Annotated in this window: 12 protein-coding genes; 5 read left to right on the top strand and 7 right to left on the bottom strand. The window is 68.0% G+C overall.

Annotation, left to right across the window (positions count from 1 at the left end):
• The first annotated feature begins 184 nt into the window (after positions 1-184).
• A complete protein-coding gene (locus AB4Y44_RS39385) occupies positions 185-1,216 on the top strand; it encodes a PRC-barrel domain-containing protein (RefSeq protein ID WP_368702530.1) in 1,032 nt (343 codons plus the stop codon).
• Positions 1,213-2,478 (top strand): MFS transporter, encoded by a 1,266-nt coding sequence (locus AB4Y44_RS39380; protein ID WP_368702529.1) that lies wholly within the window; start codon positions 1,213-1,215, stop codon positions 2,476-2,478. The genes AB4Y44_RS39385 and AB4Y44_RS39380 overlap by 4 nt, the downstream gene beginning before the upstream one ends.
• 211 nt (positions 2,479-2,689) lie before the next feature.
• Here AB4Y44_RS39380 and AB4Y44_RS39375 read toward each other — a convergent pair whose 3' ends face one another.
• The gene (locus AB4Y44_RS39375; RefSeq protein ID WP_051482004.1) at positions 2,690-3,163 is read right to left on the bottom strand and encodes a DUF3331 domain-containing protein; all 474 of its coding nucleotides are present in this window, start codon (positions 3,161-3,163) and stop codon (positions 2,690-2,692) included.
• A gap of 763 nt (positions 3,164-3,926) precedes the next feature.
• Positions 3,927-4,835, bottom strand: a complete 909-nt coding sequence (locus tag AB4Y44_RS39370; RefSeq protein WP_342925092.1) for a LysR family transcriptional regulator ArgP — start codon at positions 4,833-4,835, stop codon at positions 3,927-3,929.
• 135 nt (positions 4,836-4,970) lie between these two features.
• Here AB4Y44_RS39370 and AB4Y44_RS39365 point away from each other — a divergent pair, with 135 nt between their 5' ends.
• Positions 4,971-5,588 carry a LysE/ArgO family amino acid transporter gene (locus AB4Y44_RS39365; protein WP_368702528.1) on the top strand — a complete coding sequence of 206 codons (618 nt, stop codon included), beginning with the start codon at positions 4,971-4,973 and terminating at the stop codon, positions 5,586-5,588.
• Positions 5,589-5,661: 73 nt separating this feature from the next.
• Here AB4Y44_RS39365 and AB4Y44_RS39360 read toward each other — a convergent pair whose 3' ends face one another.
• The 5 genes from AB4Y44_RS39360 to wecB form a co-directional block, all read right to left on the bottom strand.
• On the bottom strand, positions 5,662-6,594 hold the full coding sequence (locus tag AB4Y44_RS39360; protein ID WP_368702527.1) for a hypothetical protein: 933 nt from the start codon (positions 6,592-6,594) through the stop codon (positions 5,662-5,664).
• A 9-nt stretch (positions 6,595-6,603) separates the two neighbouring features.
• Positions 6,604-9,150 (bottom strand): tetratricopeptide repeat protein, encoded by a 2,547-nt coding sequence (locus tag AB4Y44_RS39355; RefSeq protein WP_368702526.1) that lies wholly within the window; start codon positions 9,148-9,150, stop codon positions 6,604-6,606.
• A 26-nt stretch (positions 9,151-9,176) separates the two neighbouring features.
• On the bottom strand, positions 9,177-11,357 hold the full coding sequence (locus AB4Y44_RS39350) for a glycosyl transferase family protein (protein ID WP_368702525.1): 2,181 nt from the start codon (positions 11,355-11,357) through the stop codon (positions 9,177-9,179).
• Positions 11,354-13,657, bottom strand: a complete 2,304-nt coding sequence (locus tag AB4Y44_RS39345) for a cellulose synthase (protein WP_368702524.1) — start codon at positions 13,655-13,657, stop codon at positions 11,354-11,356. Before AB4Y44_RS39345 ends, AB4Y44_RS39350 begins: the two co-directional genes overlap by 4 nt.
• Positions 13,658-13,784: 127 nt before the next feature.
• On the bottom strand, positions 13,785-15,008 hold the full coding sequence (wecB, locus tag AB4Y44_RS39340) for a non-hydrolyzing UDP-N-acetylglucosamine 2-epimerase (protein WP_342925113.1): 1,224 nt from the start codon (positions 15,006-15,008) through the stop codon (positions 13,785-13,787).
• A gap of 477 nt (positions 15,009-15,485) precedes the next feature.
• On the opposite strand from wecB, the gene AB4Y44_RS39335 reads away from it, so the two are divergent.
• Both AB4Y44_RS39335 and AB4Y44_RS39330 read left to right on the top strand, forming a co-directional pair.
• Positions 15,486-16,478 carry a ferritin-like domain-containing protein gene (locus AB4Y44_RS39335; RefSeq protein WP_368702523.1) on the top strand — a complete coding sequence of 331 codons (993 nt, stop codon included), beginning with the start codon at positions 15,486-15,488 and terminating at the stop codon, positions 16,476-16,478.
• 224 nt (positions 16,479-16,702) lie between these two features.
• A partial coding sequence (locus AB4Y44_RS39330) for an electron transfer flavoprotein subunit beta/FixA family protein (RefSeq protein WP_342925085.1) occupies positions 16,703-17,189 on the top strand: 487 nt, incomplete at its 3' end.

Here is a 17,189-nt window from a genome sequence, read left to right as displayed (position 1 = left end):
GTGCGTCGTCTGGCCGGTCGCCCACGCTGGTCGCCCACGCCGGTCGCCCACGCCGGTCGCCGACGCTGGTCGCCGACGCCGTCATTCAGCGAATCGGGCCGGTGCGCGGGTTACACTCACGCATCCCGACCCGGTTTCACCCTGCCGCGCGCGTCGCGCCGGCCGCTCCAAGGAGTTTCAGTAGATGAGACGCGGCTTCCTGCGTTCCGCACGTCCTGTTTTTCACTTCCCGTACGCCCTGACGCTGCTGATGCTGCTCACGCTTTCGGGCTGCAGCCTGTTCCGGCCGGCACCGCCGCCCGAACCGGAAGCGCCCGTGGCCACGGAGCCCGAGCCGGCCGCGAGCGAGCCCGAGGCCGCGTCTGCGCCTGAGGCGGCGAGCGAGCCGGAGACGGAGAGTACAACGAAGCCGGCGCCGAAGAAGCCGCGCCCCGCACCGGTGCACCGCCGCCGTCCGGCGCCACCGCCGCCCGCGCCCGCCAGCGCCCCGCCGGCGCCGCCCCCGGCGCCCATCGTGCAGGTGCGTACGCTCGAGCGCGGCACCTTCCGCACGCTGCTCGACAGCGAAGTGCAGAAGACCGACGGCAAGGTCGTGGGCCGCGCCGTCGACATGGTCACGGGTCCCGGCGGCAAGCCCGTCGACGTCGTGGTGAACCTGCAGGGCTTCATGGGCATTGGCGACCGCAAGGCCAACTTCCCGTGGAGCGGCGTGCGCGTGAATACCCAGGCGAAAACGCCCGCCATCACGCTCGCCCTGCCGGCAAACCAGCTGCAGGTCCCCGACCGGCCCAAGGCCGGTGCGCCGCAGCCCGGCAACCCCGAGGCGAGCGCGACGCGCCTGCCCATGCTCGACGCGGACGTGGAACGCGCCAACGGCGCCAAGGTGGGCCGCGTGGTGGACGTGCTGCTCGACGGCAGCGCCGCCCCGCAGGCCGTCGTGCTCGACGTGAGCGGCACGCTCGAGAAACGTCATACGATCGCGGCCGACTGGTCGGCGCTGCGCTTCGTCACGAAGAACAACACGCTCGAAGCGCAGCTCGAAATGAGCGATCAGCAGGTGGATGCCTCGCCGCCTTACGCGCCCGACCAGCCGGTGCATGCGGTGACACCGGCCGCCCCGCCGCCGGCCCCAGCCCCGCCCGCCGCCCCGGCTGCGCAAGCCGCGTCCGCGGCCTCGCCCGTCGCCTCGGCGGCCAATGCCCACGGTGCCAAATGACGGACGGCACCATACAACAACCCAATCCAAGCCAGCGCAGCGTGCGCGCGCTCGACTGGCTGAACTTCTTCGTGGCGAACGTGCAGACGGGCTTCGGGCCGTTCATTGCCTCGTATCTGGCGTCGCACAAATGGACCCAGGGCGAGATCGGCCTGGCGCTTTCGGTGGGCACGATCAGCGCGATGGTAAGCCAGGTGCCGGGCGGCGCGGCGGTGGATGCCCTGCGCAACAAGAAGGCCGCCGCCGCGTGGGCGATCATCGCGATCATCATCTCGGCCGTCCTGCTCGCCGCGAGCCCGACCGTCGTGGCGGTGATGGCCGCCGAGATTTTCCACGGCTTCGCCAGCTGCATGCTCGTGCCGGCCATGGCGGCGCTCGCGCTCGCGCTGGTGGGTCGCCAGAACCTGGGCGACCGGCTCGGCCGCAACGCGCGCTGGGCTTCGATCGGCAGCGCGGTGGCCGCCGGGCTGATGGGCCTGTGCGGCGAGTACTGGTCGCCGCGTTCCGTATTCTGGCTGACGGCCGCGCTTGCGTTGCCCGCGCTCGTCGCGCTCGTGATGATCGAGTACGACCAGAACGCCGCCTACGCCAAACCTGCGGCCAAGCCCGGCAAGGCCGGCGCGGCAGTCGCCGGCGAACCGCGCGAAACGATCTTCGACCTGCTGCGCGACCGCCGCATGCTGACCTTCGCGGCCTGTGTGGTGCTGTTCCACCTCTCGAACGCCGCGATGCTCAACCTCGCCGCCGGCGAGGTGACGGCCGGCATGGGCGACAACGTTCAGCTCGTGATCGCGGCGTGCATCATCGTGCCGCAAGCCATCGTCGCGTTGATGTCGCCCTGGGTCGGCCGCACCGCGCAGGCCTGGGGGCGCCGCCCCGTGCTGATTCTGGGCTTTTGCGCGCTGCCGCTGCGGGCGCTGCTGTTCGCCGCCGTCGGCAACCCGTATTTCCTCGTGCCGGTGCAAATGCTCGACGGCCTGTCGGCCGCCGTGTTCGGCGTGATGCTGCCGCTCATCGCCGCCGACGTGGCGGGCGGCAAGGGCCGCTACAACCTCTGTATCGGGCTCTTCGGGCTTTCGGCAGGGATCGGGGCGACGCTTTCGACGGCACTTGCCGGCTTTATCGCCGATCACCTGGGCAATACGGTGAGCTTCCTCGCGCTCGCGAGCGCAGGCGCCGCCGCGGTGCTGCTGGTTTGGCTGGCGATGCCCGAGACGCGCGACGCGCTCGAAGAGGAAAACGCCCGCGATGCCACCGTCTGAGCGGTGCGCCGCCGGGGCGGGGGCCGGTTGCGCCCGCCCCGGCGCACGGTGGCGACCCGCCTTTCGCCCGGCAAACGAACAACGGCGCCCCTTGGGGCGCCGTTTTGTTCTTGTGCAGCTATGACATGGGCATGACGAGATGTGACCGACCGCGTGGCAGATTAGCGGGTGGCATACCCGCGCGGGCGACCGATGCGCCCGGGGACGCCGCTCAGGCGGCCAGCGCCTCGTCCAGACGCGCCGCGACCACGGCGTTGGGAAGATTGTCGAGCTTGCTCGCAAGGATCATCGCGTCGGCGTTGGCCGGGCGATGACGGCGATTCGGGCTCGGCCGGAACACCGCGTCGCCGCGGCGGATCTTCTCGCCGGTCAGCGCACAGACCGCGCTGCGGCGCGCCGTGCAGACCCGCCACAACTGGTCGGAGTAGCGGCCATAGGTGGCGTCGCTCCAGCAAACGGTGATGCTGTCCGGATCATGCCGCCGGATCAAGGTGATGCCCTGCGCATCCCACGAACGGACGGTGGCGCGCCGCCGGTTGGCCGCCTCCGACGCGCCGCGTGTGATGGGTACCGGTTTGCAGCTTCTGCCGCCTTCGAATTCGCTGTCCAGGCTCAACGGCTCGGAAGCCGCGGACAGAAGGTCAATGGTTTGTTGCCAAACGCTGCCGGTATCTAATTTCGTCATAATGCACCTCGTGCACGTGGAAACGATTCAAATATGCCGGTCGAATAAGCACTCTGCCACGTCCGGATTATAGCGTGTCCAACTCGCAATCCACAGGAAAAACGCAATTTTCACACGATAATGCCAAACGCAAAAAAACGAGATGGCAGAACTTTCAGTTCCGACTGTAAGCCTCCAATGTTGGTTTCTTTACATCCGTGAACTTTTTTGCCGATTTGATGATACTTAACAATCTCACTGCGGAAAAAATAACCGGTTTCAGGCGGGATGTCACTAGTCGCACGACTTTTCCACATAACTGAATTGTTACAGCGCCCGCTTCGCCGCGCGCGGGCATAAAGCCTGCAATGCCCGTCCATGGCCGCTCTCACAGGCTTTACCGGGATCGCGCGGACTCCACTCTTACACACGGGACGTGACCGATCAATGAAACGCAATGCACCTATTCGGCTTGGGTGCATCAGACATATCACATACTAAACGTCAGTCTATTGGCCGCGGCATTCTCGCACGAAGCTTGCATTCTCCACACCCATGGAATATCGAAGCATTCCACTATTCGAAAAGCAATTAATGGATTTCGAATATTGCTTTAGGCGCATTGCCGCGCGCCAATGCCGACATTGTGCAACTCACTGGAGACGAATAGCAACAATACGGTGATCTGGCAAGCACTGTCGTCCGCACCGAAAGTCAGCACACTAATCCACCATTGAATCCGCGGATAAAGACAAACGAATGAAGATATCGCGCGGCGCGCGTCTTACGCGCCGCGGCCCTGATCGAGAAATTCGCCGGCGCGCACCTTGAGCATGGCGCCGAAGTCGTCGAGCCAGCCAATGGAAAGCCGCCAGCTCTGCCAGTAGAGTTCGACGTCGAGCGCGCGGCCGGGCGTGAGTTCGACGAGTTCGCCGCGCGCGAGATGCGGCGCGATCATGCGCTCGGGGCACATGCCCCAGCCCAGACCGTTCAGGCAGCAGCGCAGAAACCCGGCCACGTGGGGAATCCAGTGCAGCGGCGCGTCGATCTGCGCGCGCGTGATGCGGCGAATGAAGCGCTTTTGCAGTTGATCCTTGGGATTGAACTCGACGCACGGCGCGTGGCGCAGCGTGTCGCGCGTCACCCCTTGCGCGAAATGCCGCTCGAAGAACGCCGGCGAGCACACCGCGAGGTAGCGCATGCGTCCGAGGCGCGTCGAGCGGCAGCCCTGCACGGGCTCGGCCTGCGTCGTGACGGCGCCCTGCACGCTGCCGTCGCGCATGCGTTGCGCGGTGTGATCCTGGTCGTCGATCACGAGATCGAGCAGAACGCCGCGCTCGACGCAGAAGCCCGCTACGGCGTCGATGAACCAGGTGCCCACGCTGTCGTCGTTGACGGCCACGCGCAGTGTCGGCCGCGCCGCCCCCAGCGCGCTCGTGAAGGTCGGCATCGCCCCGCCCAGCTCCGCCTCGAGCAACTGCACGCGCTCCGTGTGACGGCACAGCAGCGCGCCGGAAGCCGTCGCGACGCAAGGCTGGCCGCGCTTCACGAGCACGGTGCCCACGCGCTCCTCCAGCAGCTTCACGCGCTGCGAAACCGCCGACGGCGTGACGTTGAGCGCGCCCGCGGCGCGATCGAACGAACCGTGCCGCACGACGGCGGCGAGCGCATCGAGCAAGGCATAGTCGAGCATTAGCGTTCCTTAATCCAGTTAATGAAAATGAGCTTTTCTTATGCGGCTCCTGGCGGCAGACTAGCGCCATTCCCTGTCGATGTCCAATGACCGCAGGCGCCGCGCCCCGCGCCGCCTACTTTCTCCGCAACCGTCATGAACTGGCTCGCTTTCACTCACGGCGCGGCGCTCTGCGCCTCGCTCATCGTCACGATCGGCGCACAAAATGCGTTCGTGCTGCGTCAGGGCATCATGCGCTCGCACGTCGGCAAGATCGTCCTGCTCTGCGCACTGTCCGACTTCGTGCTGATCGGCGCGGGGGTGGGCGGCGCCTCAGCGCTCGTCGAGCGCTATCCGACCTTCGTGCACATCGTGCTGTACGTGGGCCTCGCCTGGCTCGTGTGGTTCGGCATCGGCGCGCTGCGTCGTGCGGTGCGCCCGTCGCATGCGGTGCTGGAGAGCCAGGCCGCGGCGGATGCGCCCGAGCAACGCGCCTGGCCGATCATCCTCATGACGCTCGCGTTCACCTGGCTCAATCCGCACGTGTATCTCGACACCTTCCTGCTGATCGGCACGGCCGGCGCGCGCGAACCGCAGGGCAGCCGCCTCGCCTTCGCGATCGGCGCGATGTCCGTGAGCGCCGTGTGGTTCGTCGCGCTCGGCTACGGTGCGCGCGTGCTCGCGCCGCTGTTCCGGCGTGCGGGTGCGTGGCGCGTGCTCGACGGCGCCATCGGCGGCATGGTCCTGTTGATCGCCTTCGCGCAATTGCGCTGAAGTCCGCTAAAGCGCCGAGCGCGGCTTGCGCGTTCGCCGCGTGTGCCGCGTTTTCCATAAGACCCGAGACCCGCTACTGCGCCGCGCCCCTCGCCTTCTGCTGCTGCAGCAGGCCCTCGACGAGCTCCGGCGACATGTAGTGCGGCCCGTCGAAGAGATACACGCGATACCCGTGATACGCCTCGAGCTGCGGCGCCAGCTCGGCGGCCGTGGCCGCGCGAAAGCCGCCGCCCTGTTTGGGCCGGAACGCCTCCGCGATGATGCGCACGCGCTTGTGGCCCAGATGCGCGGAGAGCGCATCCGCATATTCGCGCGCCGCTGCCGGACCGCGCGCATAGACGCCGCAGCCGTCCTGCAGCAACACGCCGACATCGCGCGGCAGCCAGGAATCGAGCCATTTCGCGAGCGCCTCGCCGCCGATGTTGCTGGTGTCGTACACGCTGATCCACAGCGGATGCGGCAGCTTCTTCAGTAGCGGCGCCATGCGTGGCGCGTCGGTCCAGGTGGGATCGACTTCGACCGGAAAATACCAGCCCGTGATGTGCACCGGCGGGCGCACGGCCGCGAGTTTGAGCGATCGATCGACGAGCGTTTCGAGGTTCTCGCGCGCTTTCTTTTCGTCCGAATAGCCCGCGAGGCCGACGATCACGCCGCGCGCCCACGGTTCGTTGGCAATGCGCACCCAGTCGGGCACGCGCGGCGCGGGAATGCCCGCACCCGCCATGAACGCGACGTCATCCACGGCGATCCATTGCACCAATAGCTCGTTGACGCCCAACCGGTCCCAGTCGCCGCGCAAGTCGAGATGGTCGTTGTCGGGCTGCCAGACGATGCCTTGCGCGAGCGCATCCGCGTGTGCCGGCACCTGTAGCGTGCATCCGGCGGCAGCGAGCGCGCACAACACCGCGCACGCGAGGCGCGCGTATCGCGGCCGCTTGCGCGCGCGCCTTCGCCAGGCCTGCCCCGCCGCGCCCGCGATGCCTTGAGCCTTTCTCCGCACGATCATCAGGTTTCCTCAATAAGAGAGCACGGCGCCGAAGAACACCCCGCCCGCCCGGTCGTCGCCCGTGATGCGCCAGCGGTACTGCACCGTCACGTCGACGTAGGAACGCGGCGCGTCGTAGAAGCTGTCGCGGAACCAGTAGCGCGTCGAGACGCCCACGCCCATGCCGACCGGCGCGCTGCGGTTGATACTCGAATCGTAGTCCACGCCGGCCACCGCGTACGGAAAGACCGTGAGCTTCGGGCTGATGGTATCGAGCCGCCAGGTACGGCCCGCCTCGATATAGCCCGTGCCGTAGTTCCAGCCGTTGCTCACGTAATGGCCGACTTCGCCATAGTCCTGCACCGTCCACCACGAAGGCACGTCGAGGCGCCGCTCGGTGCCGATGCCGCCCGAGTAGGCGAGGCGCAGCAGCCAGTCGGAAGGCGCGCGCGAGCCGATGGGGATGAGCCGCTCGAACGCCACCACCGCGTTGATCGATTCGAACGGCTTGGCGCGCGCGCCGATCGCCCCGAGCGCCGTCGAGATGCCGCTCGGCGCGTCGCCCTTTGCGCCGACGTCCTGATAGACGCGCGCGTAGACCTCGAAGTTGCGGTCGCCGAGCGAGCCGAACGGCCGCCAGTATCCTTCGACGCCCATCTGCCAGTTGTTGTACGAGCCTGGCACTTCGCCGGTCGAGACACCGGGCTGCAGGCCTGCGCCGCGATAGTTGACCGAGGCGATCGCGCCCCAGTCGCGCGTGACGTCGGCGTGGGCATTGCGCAGATCTTGCAGCTGCACCAGCGTGGCCGGGGCCACGCCCGGCGGCGGCGAGGTACCGTAATCGATCGCGCGTTTGAAATAGCTTGCGGCCAGCGCGTCGAACGTCGCGCGGTACGCGCTATAGCCGGCATCGCCAGTGGCCTGCTCCGGCAACTGGCCGGCTTCGTCGGCCTGCGCGAAGTAGGTGGAAGCGCGCCGGTCGTCTCCCGCGCGCTGCGCGATGTACGCGGCGGAAAGCGGCGGCAGCGCGTCGAGCAGGCCCGCGTCGGCCATCGCGCGCGCTTCGCGCCGCGCGCCTTCAGTGTCGCCCACGGCGGTGAGCGCGTCGATCAGTTCGAGCCGACGCTGCGGATTGCGCGGGTCCGCGGCGACGGCCCGGCGCTGCGCGTCGAGCGCGGCGGCCCGATCGCCACGCTGGGCGGCGACGATCGCGGCGCGCCGGTCCGCGAAGCCGGGATCGGCCGCGTAGACATCGCAGGCGCTGCCGTACTGGTCTACCGTGCAGTCGAGCACCGGGCGCGCCGTCGTGGCCACCCGCTCGCCTGGCGTAGCAGGCGGGGTCGGCGCGGCGGACTGCGCGAGCGCCGCGCGCGCGTAGTAGCGGCGTATCGCGATCAGGGCATCGGTATCGTCGCCGACGGGCGGCAGCGTGGCAAGCAGGTCGAGCGAGCGCTGCGGCTGGCCTTCGGCCGTCCACACATCGGCGATGATCGCGTGCGCCACGCGCTCGTCGCGCAGCGAGGCGCCTTCGCTCAGCAGCGCCTGCGCGAAATCCTCATCGGCCTGCGCCGACCTGCCCTGCGCTGCGCGTGCATAGCCGCGCAGCACGTACGGCATGAGCGTCGGCGTGGCGCCCGATGCAATCGCCTCGCCCGCCGCGGCTTCGAGGCCCGCCATGTCGTTCTGTTCGAGAAGCATCTCGCACAGCAGCAGCCGGTTGCCCAGTTGCAGCGGCGCGTAGCCGATCGCCTCGTGCATGAGCGCGATAGCCTGCGCGGTATCGCCGCGCGTGCGCGCCGCCTGGGCCGCCTGCACCGCCGCGGGCGCGAGCCGCGCGCCGATCTGCGTGCGGCGCTCGCGCAGCGCCTGGCTGTCGCCGAAACGCCGCTGCGCGTCCTGCGCAGTCTGCCAGGCTTCGCGGTTGTGGCCGCCCGCCGCGGCGGCGTCGATGGCGAGCAGCCGCAGACGCAAGATGTCCGGCCGCAACGCGATGACGGCATTCGCCTCGCGCCACGCGGCGTCGTATTGCTTCGCGCCGTATGCCTTGTAGGCCTCCTGAGCAAGCTGCCACGCGCGGCCGGTCAGATAGTCGGGCGGACCGGAACCCGGCGGCGGCGCGGCGCGCGCCGGACGGCCGCCGCCTGCTGGCGCGCCCGGCCGCGCCAGCGCCGCCACCTGTGCACCGACCTCGCGCCGCCGGGCCGTGAGCGCCGCATCGGGACCGATCTGCGCGATCGCGTCGGAGAGCGTGCGGCTCGCCTCGCGCCATTGCCCGCGCGCCGCCTGGGAGTTCGCGAGCAACAAGCGTAGCGTGGCGAGATCGGGCCGTTGCCGGATCGCCTCGCGCGCATAGCGCTCCGCCGCCGCGTAGTCGTGGCGCGCATAAGCGTCGTAGCCTTGCTGCGCGACGCGATAGGCCGCACCGCTCAACGGCAGCGGCTGCGTACCCTGCGGCAACGCCTGAGCCTGAGCTCGCCCCGCGCCCGCGAGCGCCGCCCACAACGCGGCGAGCAGGAGCGCACGCGGCATCGCCGCGCGACACGGCGCACCGCCACCCCAGCCGGATGAAGCGCGCATTGCCGGAAAACGCTTCGGAGTCCGCCTCATGACGCGGCCGCACCTTCGGCGCGCAGGCGTTCCTGCTCCGCGATCGCCGCAGCCAGCGCATCGCGTGTGATCACGCCTTGCTCCACCATGAAATCGCCGATCCGTCCGTGCTCGGCGGGCCGATAGCGTTGCAACGCGCCTTCGAACGCGGCGCGCTTCACCGCGCCGCGTTCGATCAACAGGTCGCCGAGCAGCGGCACGCCCTGCATGGCGGCGCCGTGCGCTTCGGCGTTCGCCTTCTCTTCATGCGCCTCGCTCACCTGCGCCGGCGGCACGCCGCGCAACAGACGCAAGCCGTCCGCCACCTCGCCCTCGCGCACGATGCGCTGCACGATCGGCAACGCGCATTGGCCCTGCAATTCAGCGAGCGCCGCCTCCGCGAGCGGGCTCGCACAGAGCAGCACTTCATGCCCCTTGCCGTCGTCGCCTTGCGGCAGCACGCGGTAACGCACCGCAAATTCGATCGGCAGATCGCTCGCATAACGCGTGAGCCGTTCGCGATCGAGCCGGCCGCGCGGCAGGTCCGCCTGAAACGCGATGGCCTCCGCGAGCGTTTCCTCATCGAGCCAGCCCTGCGCCATCAACACGCGCCCGAGCGGCGCTTCCTGCGCGTGCTCCTGGGCCAGCGCCTGCTCCAGCTCCTTAGGGCCGATCGCCTGCCACGAAAGCAACAGTTCGCCGAGGCGTTGCCGGCGGTCCGTGAAGCCGTCCGACGAAGGGAAGTCGTGCATGGTCTTGTCCCACACGAGCCGCTTGCCGGTGACCAGGTACGCGAGATACATCTTCCACGCGCGCGAGACCGCCATGAAGTTCACGAAGTTGCCGATCACCATGCGCGGCACCGACAGCACGCCATGCTCCCAGCCGTAGAGCCGCGACACGAAGTAGACGCGCTGGATCACGCGCAGCAGCAGCGCAACACCGTTGGCCCACAGCACGATGGTGAGAAAGCGGGAGCCCGCGAACGGCGAGGCGACCAGTTCGGGCCGAATGCCGAGAAACTCGGCGTACGCGAAGAGCAGGAACTGCGCGAGCAGCACGTAGGCAATGATGCCGACGAACGCCGTGACGATGCCCTTGCGGTCGCGCGCGAGCAGATACCGGTTGGCGATCGTGCCGACCCAGCCCGTCTGCTCCCACCCTTGCAGGCCGATGCCGAGCGTCCAGCGCGCGCGCTGACGGTAAGCGGTCCGAAACGTATCGGGAAAGAACTCGCGCACGCACAGCGGCATGGTCAGCGTGACGTCGCGCTCGGGCCCGAAGCCGAACCACGACTTGCGCCGCGTGGCGAACTCCACGGGAAAGCGCGCAAAAATCGAATGCATGCCCATGCGGCCGAGGCGCTCGCCCACGTCGTAGTCTTCGGTCAGCGTTTCCGTGTTGAAGGGCTGGTTCTGCGTTTCCTCCGCGAGCCCGGCCAGCGCGCGGCGCGAAAAACACGTGCCCACGCCGGCCGACGGCACCGTGCCGGCCAGGCTCTCGCGCACCACGAGATCCTTCGCATGCCACTCCGCGAACTCGTCCATATAGGTGCCCGCAACGAGTTCGTACCATTCGCGCTCGAGCGACGCCACCGGCAACTGGATCATGTCCTTGCGCGGCAACAGGTAGTTGAAGAAGCGCAACTCGAGCGGATGCAGCACGTCCTCGCTGTCGTGCAGGATCACGCCCGCGAATTCGATGCCGGTTTCCTTCTCCATGCGAAAGATCGCCTGCACGATCCAGTTCAGACAATCGGCCTTGCAGGTGGGGCCGTCGTGCGGCACCTCCACGCGGTGGAGCTGCTTGTAGCGCCGCCGCATGCGCTCGACTTCGGCAATCGTCGCCGCATCGTTCTGGTAGGTGCCGGCGAACACGACATAGTTCTTGTAGTCGAGCACGCGCACGAGGTCGGTGACCATCGAGGCAATCACATCCTCCTCGCGCCACGCGGGCACCATGATCGCCAGCGGCTGCTGCTCGCGCGTGTAGAGCTGCTCGGCGCGCAACGGCTCGTAGCGGCGCTCGATCGTGTAGTAGCGGATGACGCGGCGGACCCAGTACCACGCATCGATAAAGAGATCATCGATGCTCGACAGCAGGATCACGACCGCCACCACTGCGGCGAGATACTCCATGCCCTCGTAGTAGCGGCCGGCGTAATAGTTGAGCCACCAGTCGATGGCGTTCGCGCTCACGATCCGCTCTGCTTGTTGTCCGGATTTTCGGCGCTCTCCTGCGCCGCGCGCGCCGCGGCGGCGGCCGCCGTCCTCGCCCGGGCCCGCTTGCGCGCGAAGCCCGCTGCGAGCAGGAGCAGCACCATTACCGCGATGGCAACGCTCGGCACGCCCCAGCCCGCCCAGTGACGCGCGAGCCACGCGCGCTGATCGTCCGTCGGCGGCACGCCGCCGGGATACTGCGTGTCGAAGGTCTTGAGCACGCCGCTCGCATCGACGATGGCCACGTCGCCCTGCTGCAACTGCATGCCGGGCGGCAGAACGGGGGCCTCGCCCACGCTGCGGTAGACGATGCCAGGCGTCGTGCCCGAGCGCACCACCTGGATCAGGCCGAGATTCGCGAGACCCGACATGTCGACGAGCATCGAACCGCCGCGCCCCTTGAGCGTGAGGCGGCCGTTTGCGAAGCTCGCGTGGCCCGCCTCGCTGTCGAGCGCGACATCGGCGGCGAGGAACGGGTCTTTCGGCTGCGCGCTCTGGCCGTTCGGCACGACCTGGAGCGTTGCGCGCGTGGGCGCCACGCCCGCCGCGTTGGCGAGCCGCGCCACGCGTGGCAGCGTCGTCACCGGGTCGGCCAGATAGGCGTCGGGCACGAGCACATTCGCCGTGCGCGAGAAACGCGCCACCATGCCCGTGAAGTTCTCGCCGAGCGGCCCCTTGCCGACGACCAGATGGCTGCCCGGCAGCACGGCCGCGGGATAGCCCTGCTCGCGCGGGCGGCAGCCGCCCGCCGGCTGGCGCTGGAACAGCACGCGCAGCGCATTGGTGGTGCCGAGCGCATAGACGGGGATGTCCGCGCTCACGCGTTGCGCGTGGCCGTCGGTATCGAGCAGGTGCGAGCCGATCAGCACGCCGTTGAAGAAGATCGACGCCGTCTGGCCATTGCGGTCCGCCGCGGGCGCGGCAGCCAGATCGAGCACCACGCGGCGCGGAATGCGTCCGTCGCCCGAAACGGCCGCGAGATCGAAGTTGGCCTCCCATGCCGCACTAGTCAGCACCTCTAACGTTCTCGGCGTGCCGCCGATCAGCGAGAGTGCGATCCGGTCGCTCGAGCCTCCTGCGCTCAGGTTCGGCGAAGCGGCCAGTTCGTGCACGACGAGTCGCCGCGACACGTCGATGCCGCTCCACGTGCGCGAAAGCGCGCTCACGCCGGTGTCGTCGCCTACCACCACGGTAGGCAGGCCGCCCAGATGCGCGAGCCGCAATTCGCCCTTCTCGAACGGAGCGGCAAGCGCGCCGCCGGAATGCGTACGCCACGCGTCGAAGGCGCTCGCAGCATCGGCGGAAGCGGCCAGCACTTCGCCGCGCAGTGCGTCGAGCGCCGCGCCCGCTTGCGCGCGCAGCGCGTCGTCGGCGACCACGACGTTGGGCGCGAAGGCGCCTGCCGGCGCGAGCGCGATGAGTGCGCCGAGTTCCGCCGGATTGGCGATCTTGTGTGAACCGCCCGTTGCCAGCGCGGCAAAAGCGGGCACCGCCTGCAACGCGGCCGGCACCCGCACGGTACCGAGATTGACGGTGTCGCCCACCGCGGGCATGCGCGTCGTGACGGGCGTCGCGCCGCCGCGCATCAACAGGGCTTCGAGCCGCCACGCCACGTCGTAAGCCGCGCCATCGAGCTTGCCGCCGCTCACGAGCACCACGGGTTTCGCAGGCAGCGCGCTCCACGCGGTGCGCACGTCGTTGACGGCCGACGTGTCGAACTGATACGTGAGGCGCGTGGTGGGCGCGACCTTCCAGACGTTGCCGATCGCCGTCTGGTCCGTGCAGACGTTTTCGTTGAGCACTGACGACCAATGTAGCCCCACGCGCACGAAGCCCGAAGGGCGCGACGCGCCATCCACGCCAATGCTGAGCGAGCCGTCGCCCTGCGCGTCGGTGACGTTGCGCGCCTGCACGGGCGAGCCGTCGAGCGAGAGCAGGAAGGTCGTGCGTCCGCCGTTGCCGCGCAGATAGTTCGCGTCGAGCTGCAGCGTCGCGTTGCTGATCGGCAAGCCCGCGGGCACCGGCAGATAGAGCTCCTGAGTCGCATCGGGGGCGCGCAGCACGACCGGATCGCGCACGCCGAGATCGGCGAGCGACACGGTTCGCGATTCCACGCGTCCGGCTCCAAGCTGTGCGAACGCACCGGCCAGGTCGCCAGGCGCCGCATATGCACAGTGCCCCGGCACCGCGAGAAACGCTGCAGCCAGATAGACGCAAACCGGCGCGCCCACGCCCTTGCGCCCCGCTGCGCGCCCCTGCCCGATCGGATCGACTCTCACGTGTCATGCCTCATGGTGTCGGCGCGGCGGCGCATCCGCCGCGTGGCGGTCCTTGCCATCCCGCCTTTTGGAATGCACTGATTGCCTGGCACTGCGATGCACCTGATGCGTCGGCATCGAACCGCCGTCAAGGCGCCGCGTCGGCCTCGTCCGCCTCGCCGGGCTCTGGCCGCATGGCGACCACCGGATGCCGGTAGCCTGGCAACTCGCGACTCGGGAACGGCTCGAACGGCTGCCCGGTGAGCGCCGCAACGATGCGCTCCGAAGCGTGCCCGTCGCCGTACGGATTGACGCGCCGCGCGTAGGCGCGCCGCTCGTCCTCGTTTTCGACGAGTTCGAGCACCGCGCGCACGATCGCCGTCCGGTCGGTGCCGATGAGCTTCACGGTGCCCGCGGCGAGCGCTTCGGGGCGCTCGGTCACGTCGCGCATGACGAGCACCGGCTTGCCTAGCGCCGGCGCCTCCTCCTGCACACCGCCCGAATCGGTCAGCACGATCGCAGCGCGCTGCATGAGGCGCACGAACTCGGGATAGTCGAGCGGATCGGTGAGATGAACGTTGGGCGCGTTGCCGAGCGTGGCGAGCACGGGGCCGCGTACGTTGGGATTCAGATGCACGGGATAGACGATCTGCATCTTGCCGGAATGCGCGAGCGTGGCGAGCGCCGCGCAGATATGCTCGAAGCCCTCGCCGAAACTCTCGCGCCGATGGCCGGTGACGAGCAGCAACGGGCGGCCGGTGTCCGCGGGTTCGAGAAACGGAAACTGCGCGTCGAGGCGCTCGCGCAACGCCGCGTCGTTGTCGAGCCGCTCGCACATGAGGTGCAGCGCATCGATCACGGTATTGCCCGTCACGACCACGCGCCCCGCCAACGCCTCCGCTTCGAGGTTCGCCTGCGAGCTTGCGGTCGGCGCGAAGAGCAGATCGCTCACGACGTCCACCACGCGCCGGTTCATTTCCTCGGGCCACGGCTCGAACAGATTGCCGGTGCGCAGCCCGGCCTCCACGTGCCCCACCGGTATGCGCCGGTGAAAGGCGGCAATGGCGCCCGCCATGCTGGTCAGCGTGTCGCCGTGCACGAGTACGCGCTCCGGTTGCTCGGCGGCGAGCACGTCGTCGAGCCCGGCGAACAGACGCCCGGCGAGTCCGTTGAGCGTCTGGTTCGCGGTCATCGCGCCGAGGTTGTGGGCGGGCACGATGCCGAACAGGTCGAGGACCTGCTGCAGCATGGTCTGATGTTGCCCCGTCACGCAGACGACGGACTGCACGCCGGGTTGCGCTTCGAGACGTTTGACGAGCGGCGCCATCTTGATGGCTTCGGGCCGCGTACCGAATATCGACAGGATGCGCACAGGCAGGTTTCCGGTTAGCTGGAGTGTCCAGGCGCCGCGGCGTTGCCCGCATGCGACGCCCCCTTGACCGACTGTCTTCATGCCGTTGCCGCCGGCCCCCCTGCTGCGCCGCCTGGTTCAAGGCGACGCAGCAGGAGGCCAGTCAGCAGTACTCTACCTGCTTAATTAGACCATTGCGCGCATTCGTGCCGCGCAGCAATGGTCGGGCACGACCGTTCGCACCGCGATTGTTGCGATTGTTCAGCGAATCGATATGGACCGGGTCATTATTGCGTCGAACGAGATGCATTGAATATTGAAGCCGCGCCGGGCGTTCATGCGCGACGTATGAACGATAGCTAACGATTCGACGGCACGTCGTGCTCGTCGCGCGTTGCGCCGGTTCGAAGTAAGCTCTTGCGACGACTGCAATCTCTTATGCATCCCGGCGACCGCGAAAACATCGCGTGCGTTAGCCACCAGCAAAAGAACAGCGAGATGGACGACCTGATCTTCGACGCCTTCGATGCGTCGCAACTCATTCCCGGCTTCAGCGCGCCCGCGTTGCCCGTCGAGCGTCCGGACCGCGAGACGCTCGACGCCGCCGAGCGCAACACGCGCCACTGGACGAGCCGTGTCACCGGTGCGCTCACGCCCGGCTCCGACGTGCATCGCGACGAGATGTGCCGCATGTTCCGCGAGACCTTCAATCCTTACCGGCCCTCGGTACTCGATTGGCCGCAGCTCGAACCCGCGGCGCTCAAGCGCATTACCGACCTGCCCATCTGGGACATCGCCGTGCAAACGGAAGGCCGCGCGCGCCTGCGCATGGCCGCCTATGCCGCATCGCTCGACGACGCCGTGATGCGCGATGCGCTCGCACTCAACGCGTGGGAGGAGAACCGCCACAAGGAAGTGCTCTCGCGCATGGTGGCGGCGTACGGCATCAAGCTCGCGAGCGAGCCGCCCTACGTGTATCCCAAGGACGCCGAATGGGCCTACCTCGTGACGGGCTATAGCGAATGCGTCGACAGCTTCTTCGCGTTCGGCCTCTTCGAAGTGGCGCATCGCTCGGGCCTCTTTCCGCCCGAACTCATCGACACGTTCGAGCCCGTCATGCAGGAAGAATGCCGCCATATCCTGCTGTTCGCGAACTGGGTAGCCTGGCACCGCGCCCGGCTCAACTGGTGGCAGCGCATTCGCTTCGAGCTGAAGGTGGCTGGCGTTTGGGCCTTTCTGGTGTGGGAGCGCATTGGCCTCGCGCGCGCCATGGATGCTGACGGCAACGAACACAGGCACGACAACAACTTCACGATGAACGGCGCGCAGCAGGTGACGGACGTGGACATCAGCGTACCGGAACTCATGCACCTGTGTCTCGCCGAAAACGAGCGGCGCTTCGCGGGCTACGACAAGCGTCTGCTGCGGCCCGAAACGATGCCGCGGCTCGTGCGCTTCGCACTTCGCTTCGTGCGCGACAAGAAGAACTGACGTTCCCCTCTCGCTACCATGCGCGCCGCTTCGTTCGAACGGACGATTGCGGCGCGCGCTGCTTTCATGCGACGCTTCGCGCCCAGGCAGGTTGCGCGGCGCCGCTTTAGCGCGCTCGAAGCACGCCTTCCGCAAAGCTGAATTCCGCGCAGCTCACGCGTCTGTCACAGTGACGAAAGTCTTCGTCAGCGACGAAAGCATTGCCCCTATCGAGGAGAAAGAGCTTGAAAATTCTGGTGCCCGTCAAGCGCGTGGTCGACTACAACGTAAAAGTCCGTGTGAAGTCGGACGGCACGGGGGTGGATATCGCCAACGTGAAGATGTCGATGAACCCGTTCGATGAAATTGCCGTGGAAGAGGCGGTGCGTCTGAAGGAAGCGGGCGTGGCGACGGAAGTCATTGCCGTTTCGTGCGGTGTTTCGCAGGCCCAGGAAACGCTGCGCACCGCCCTCGCTATCGGCGCGGATCGTGCCGTGCTGGTGGAGTCGAATGACGATCTGCAGCCGCTCGCCGTGGCGAAGCTTTTGAAAGCGCTCGTCGACAAGGAGCAGCCGTCGCTGATCATTCTCGGTAAGCAAGCCATTGACGACGATTCGAACCAGACCGGCCAGATGCTCGCCGCGCTGGCGAACCTGCCGCAAGCGACGTTTGCCTCGAAGGTGGTCGTGGCCGACGGCAAGGCGACCGTCTCGCGCGAAGTGGACGGTGGCG

The organism is Paraburkholderia sp. BR10937, assembly GCF_040965695.1.
In the GTDB taxonomy this organism is placed as follows: domain Bacteria; phylum Pseudomonadota; class Gammaproteobacteria; order Burkholderiales; family Burkholderiaceae; genus Paraburkholderia.
Note: the sequence above shows the minus strand (reverse complement) of the source record. Positions and strands in the feature narration are given on the sequence as shown.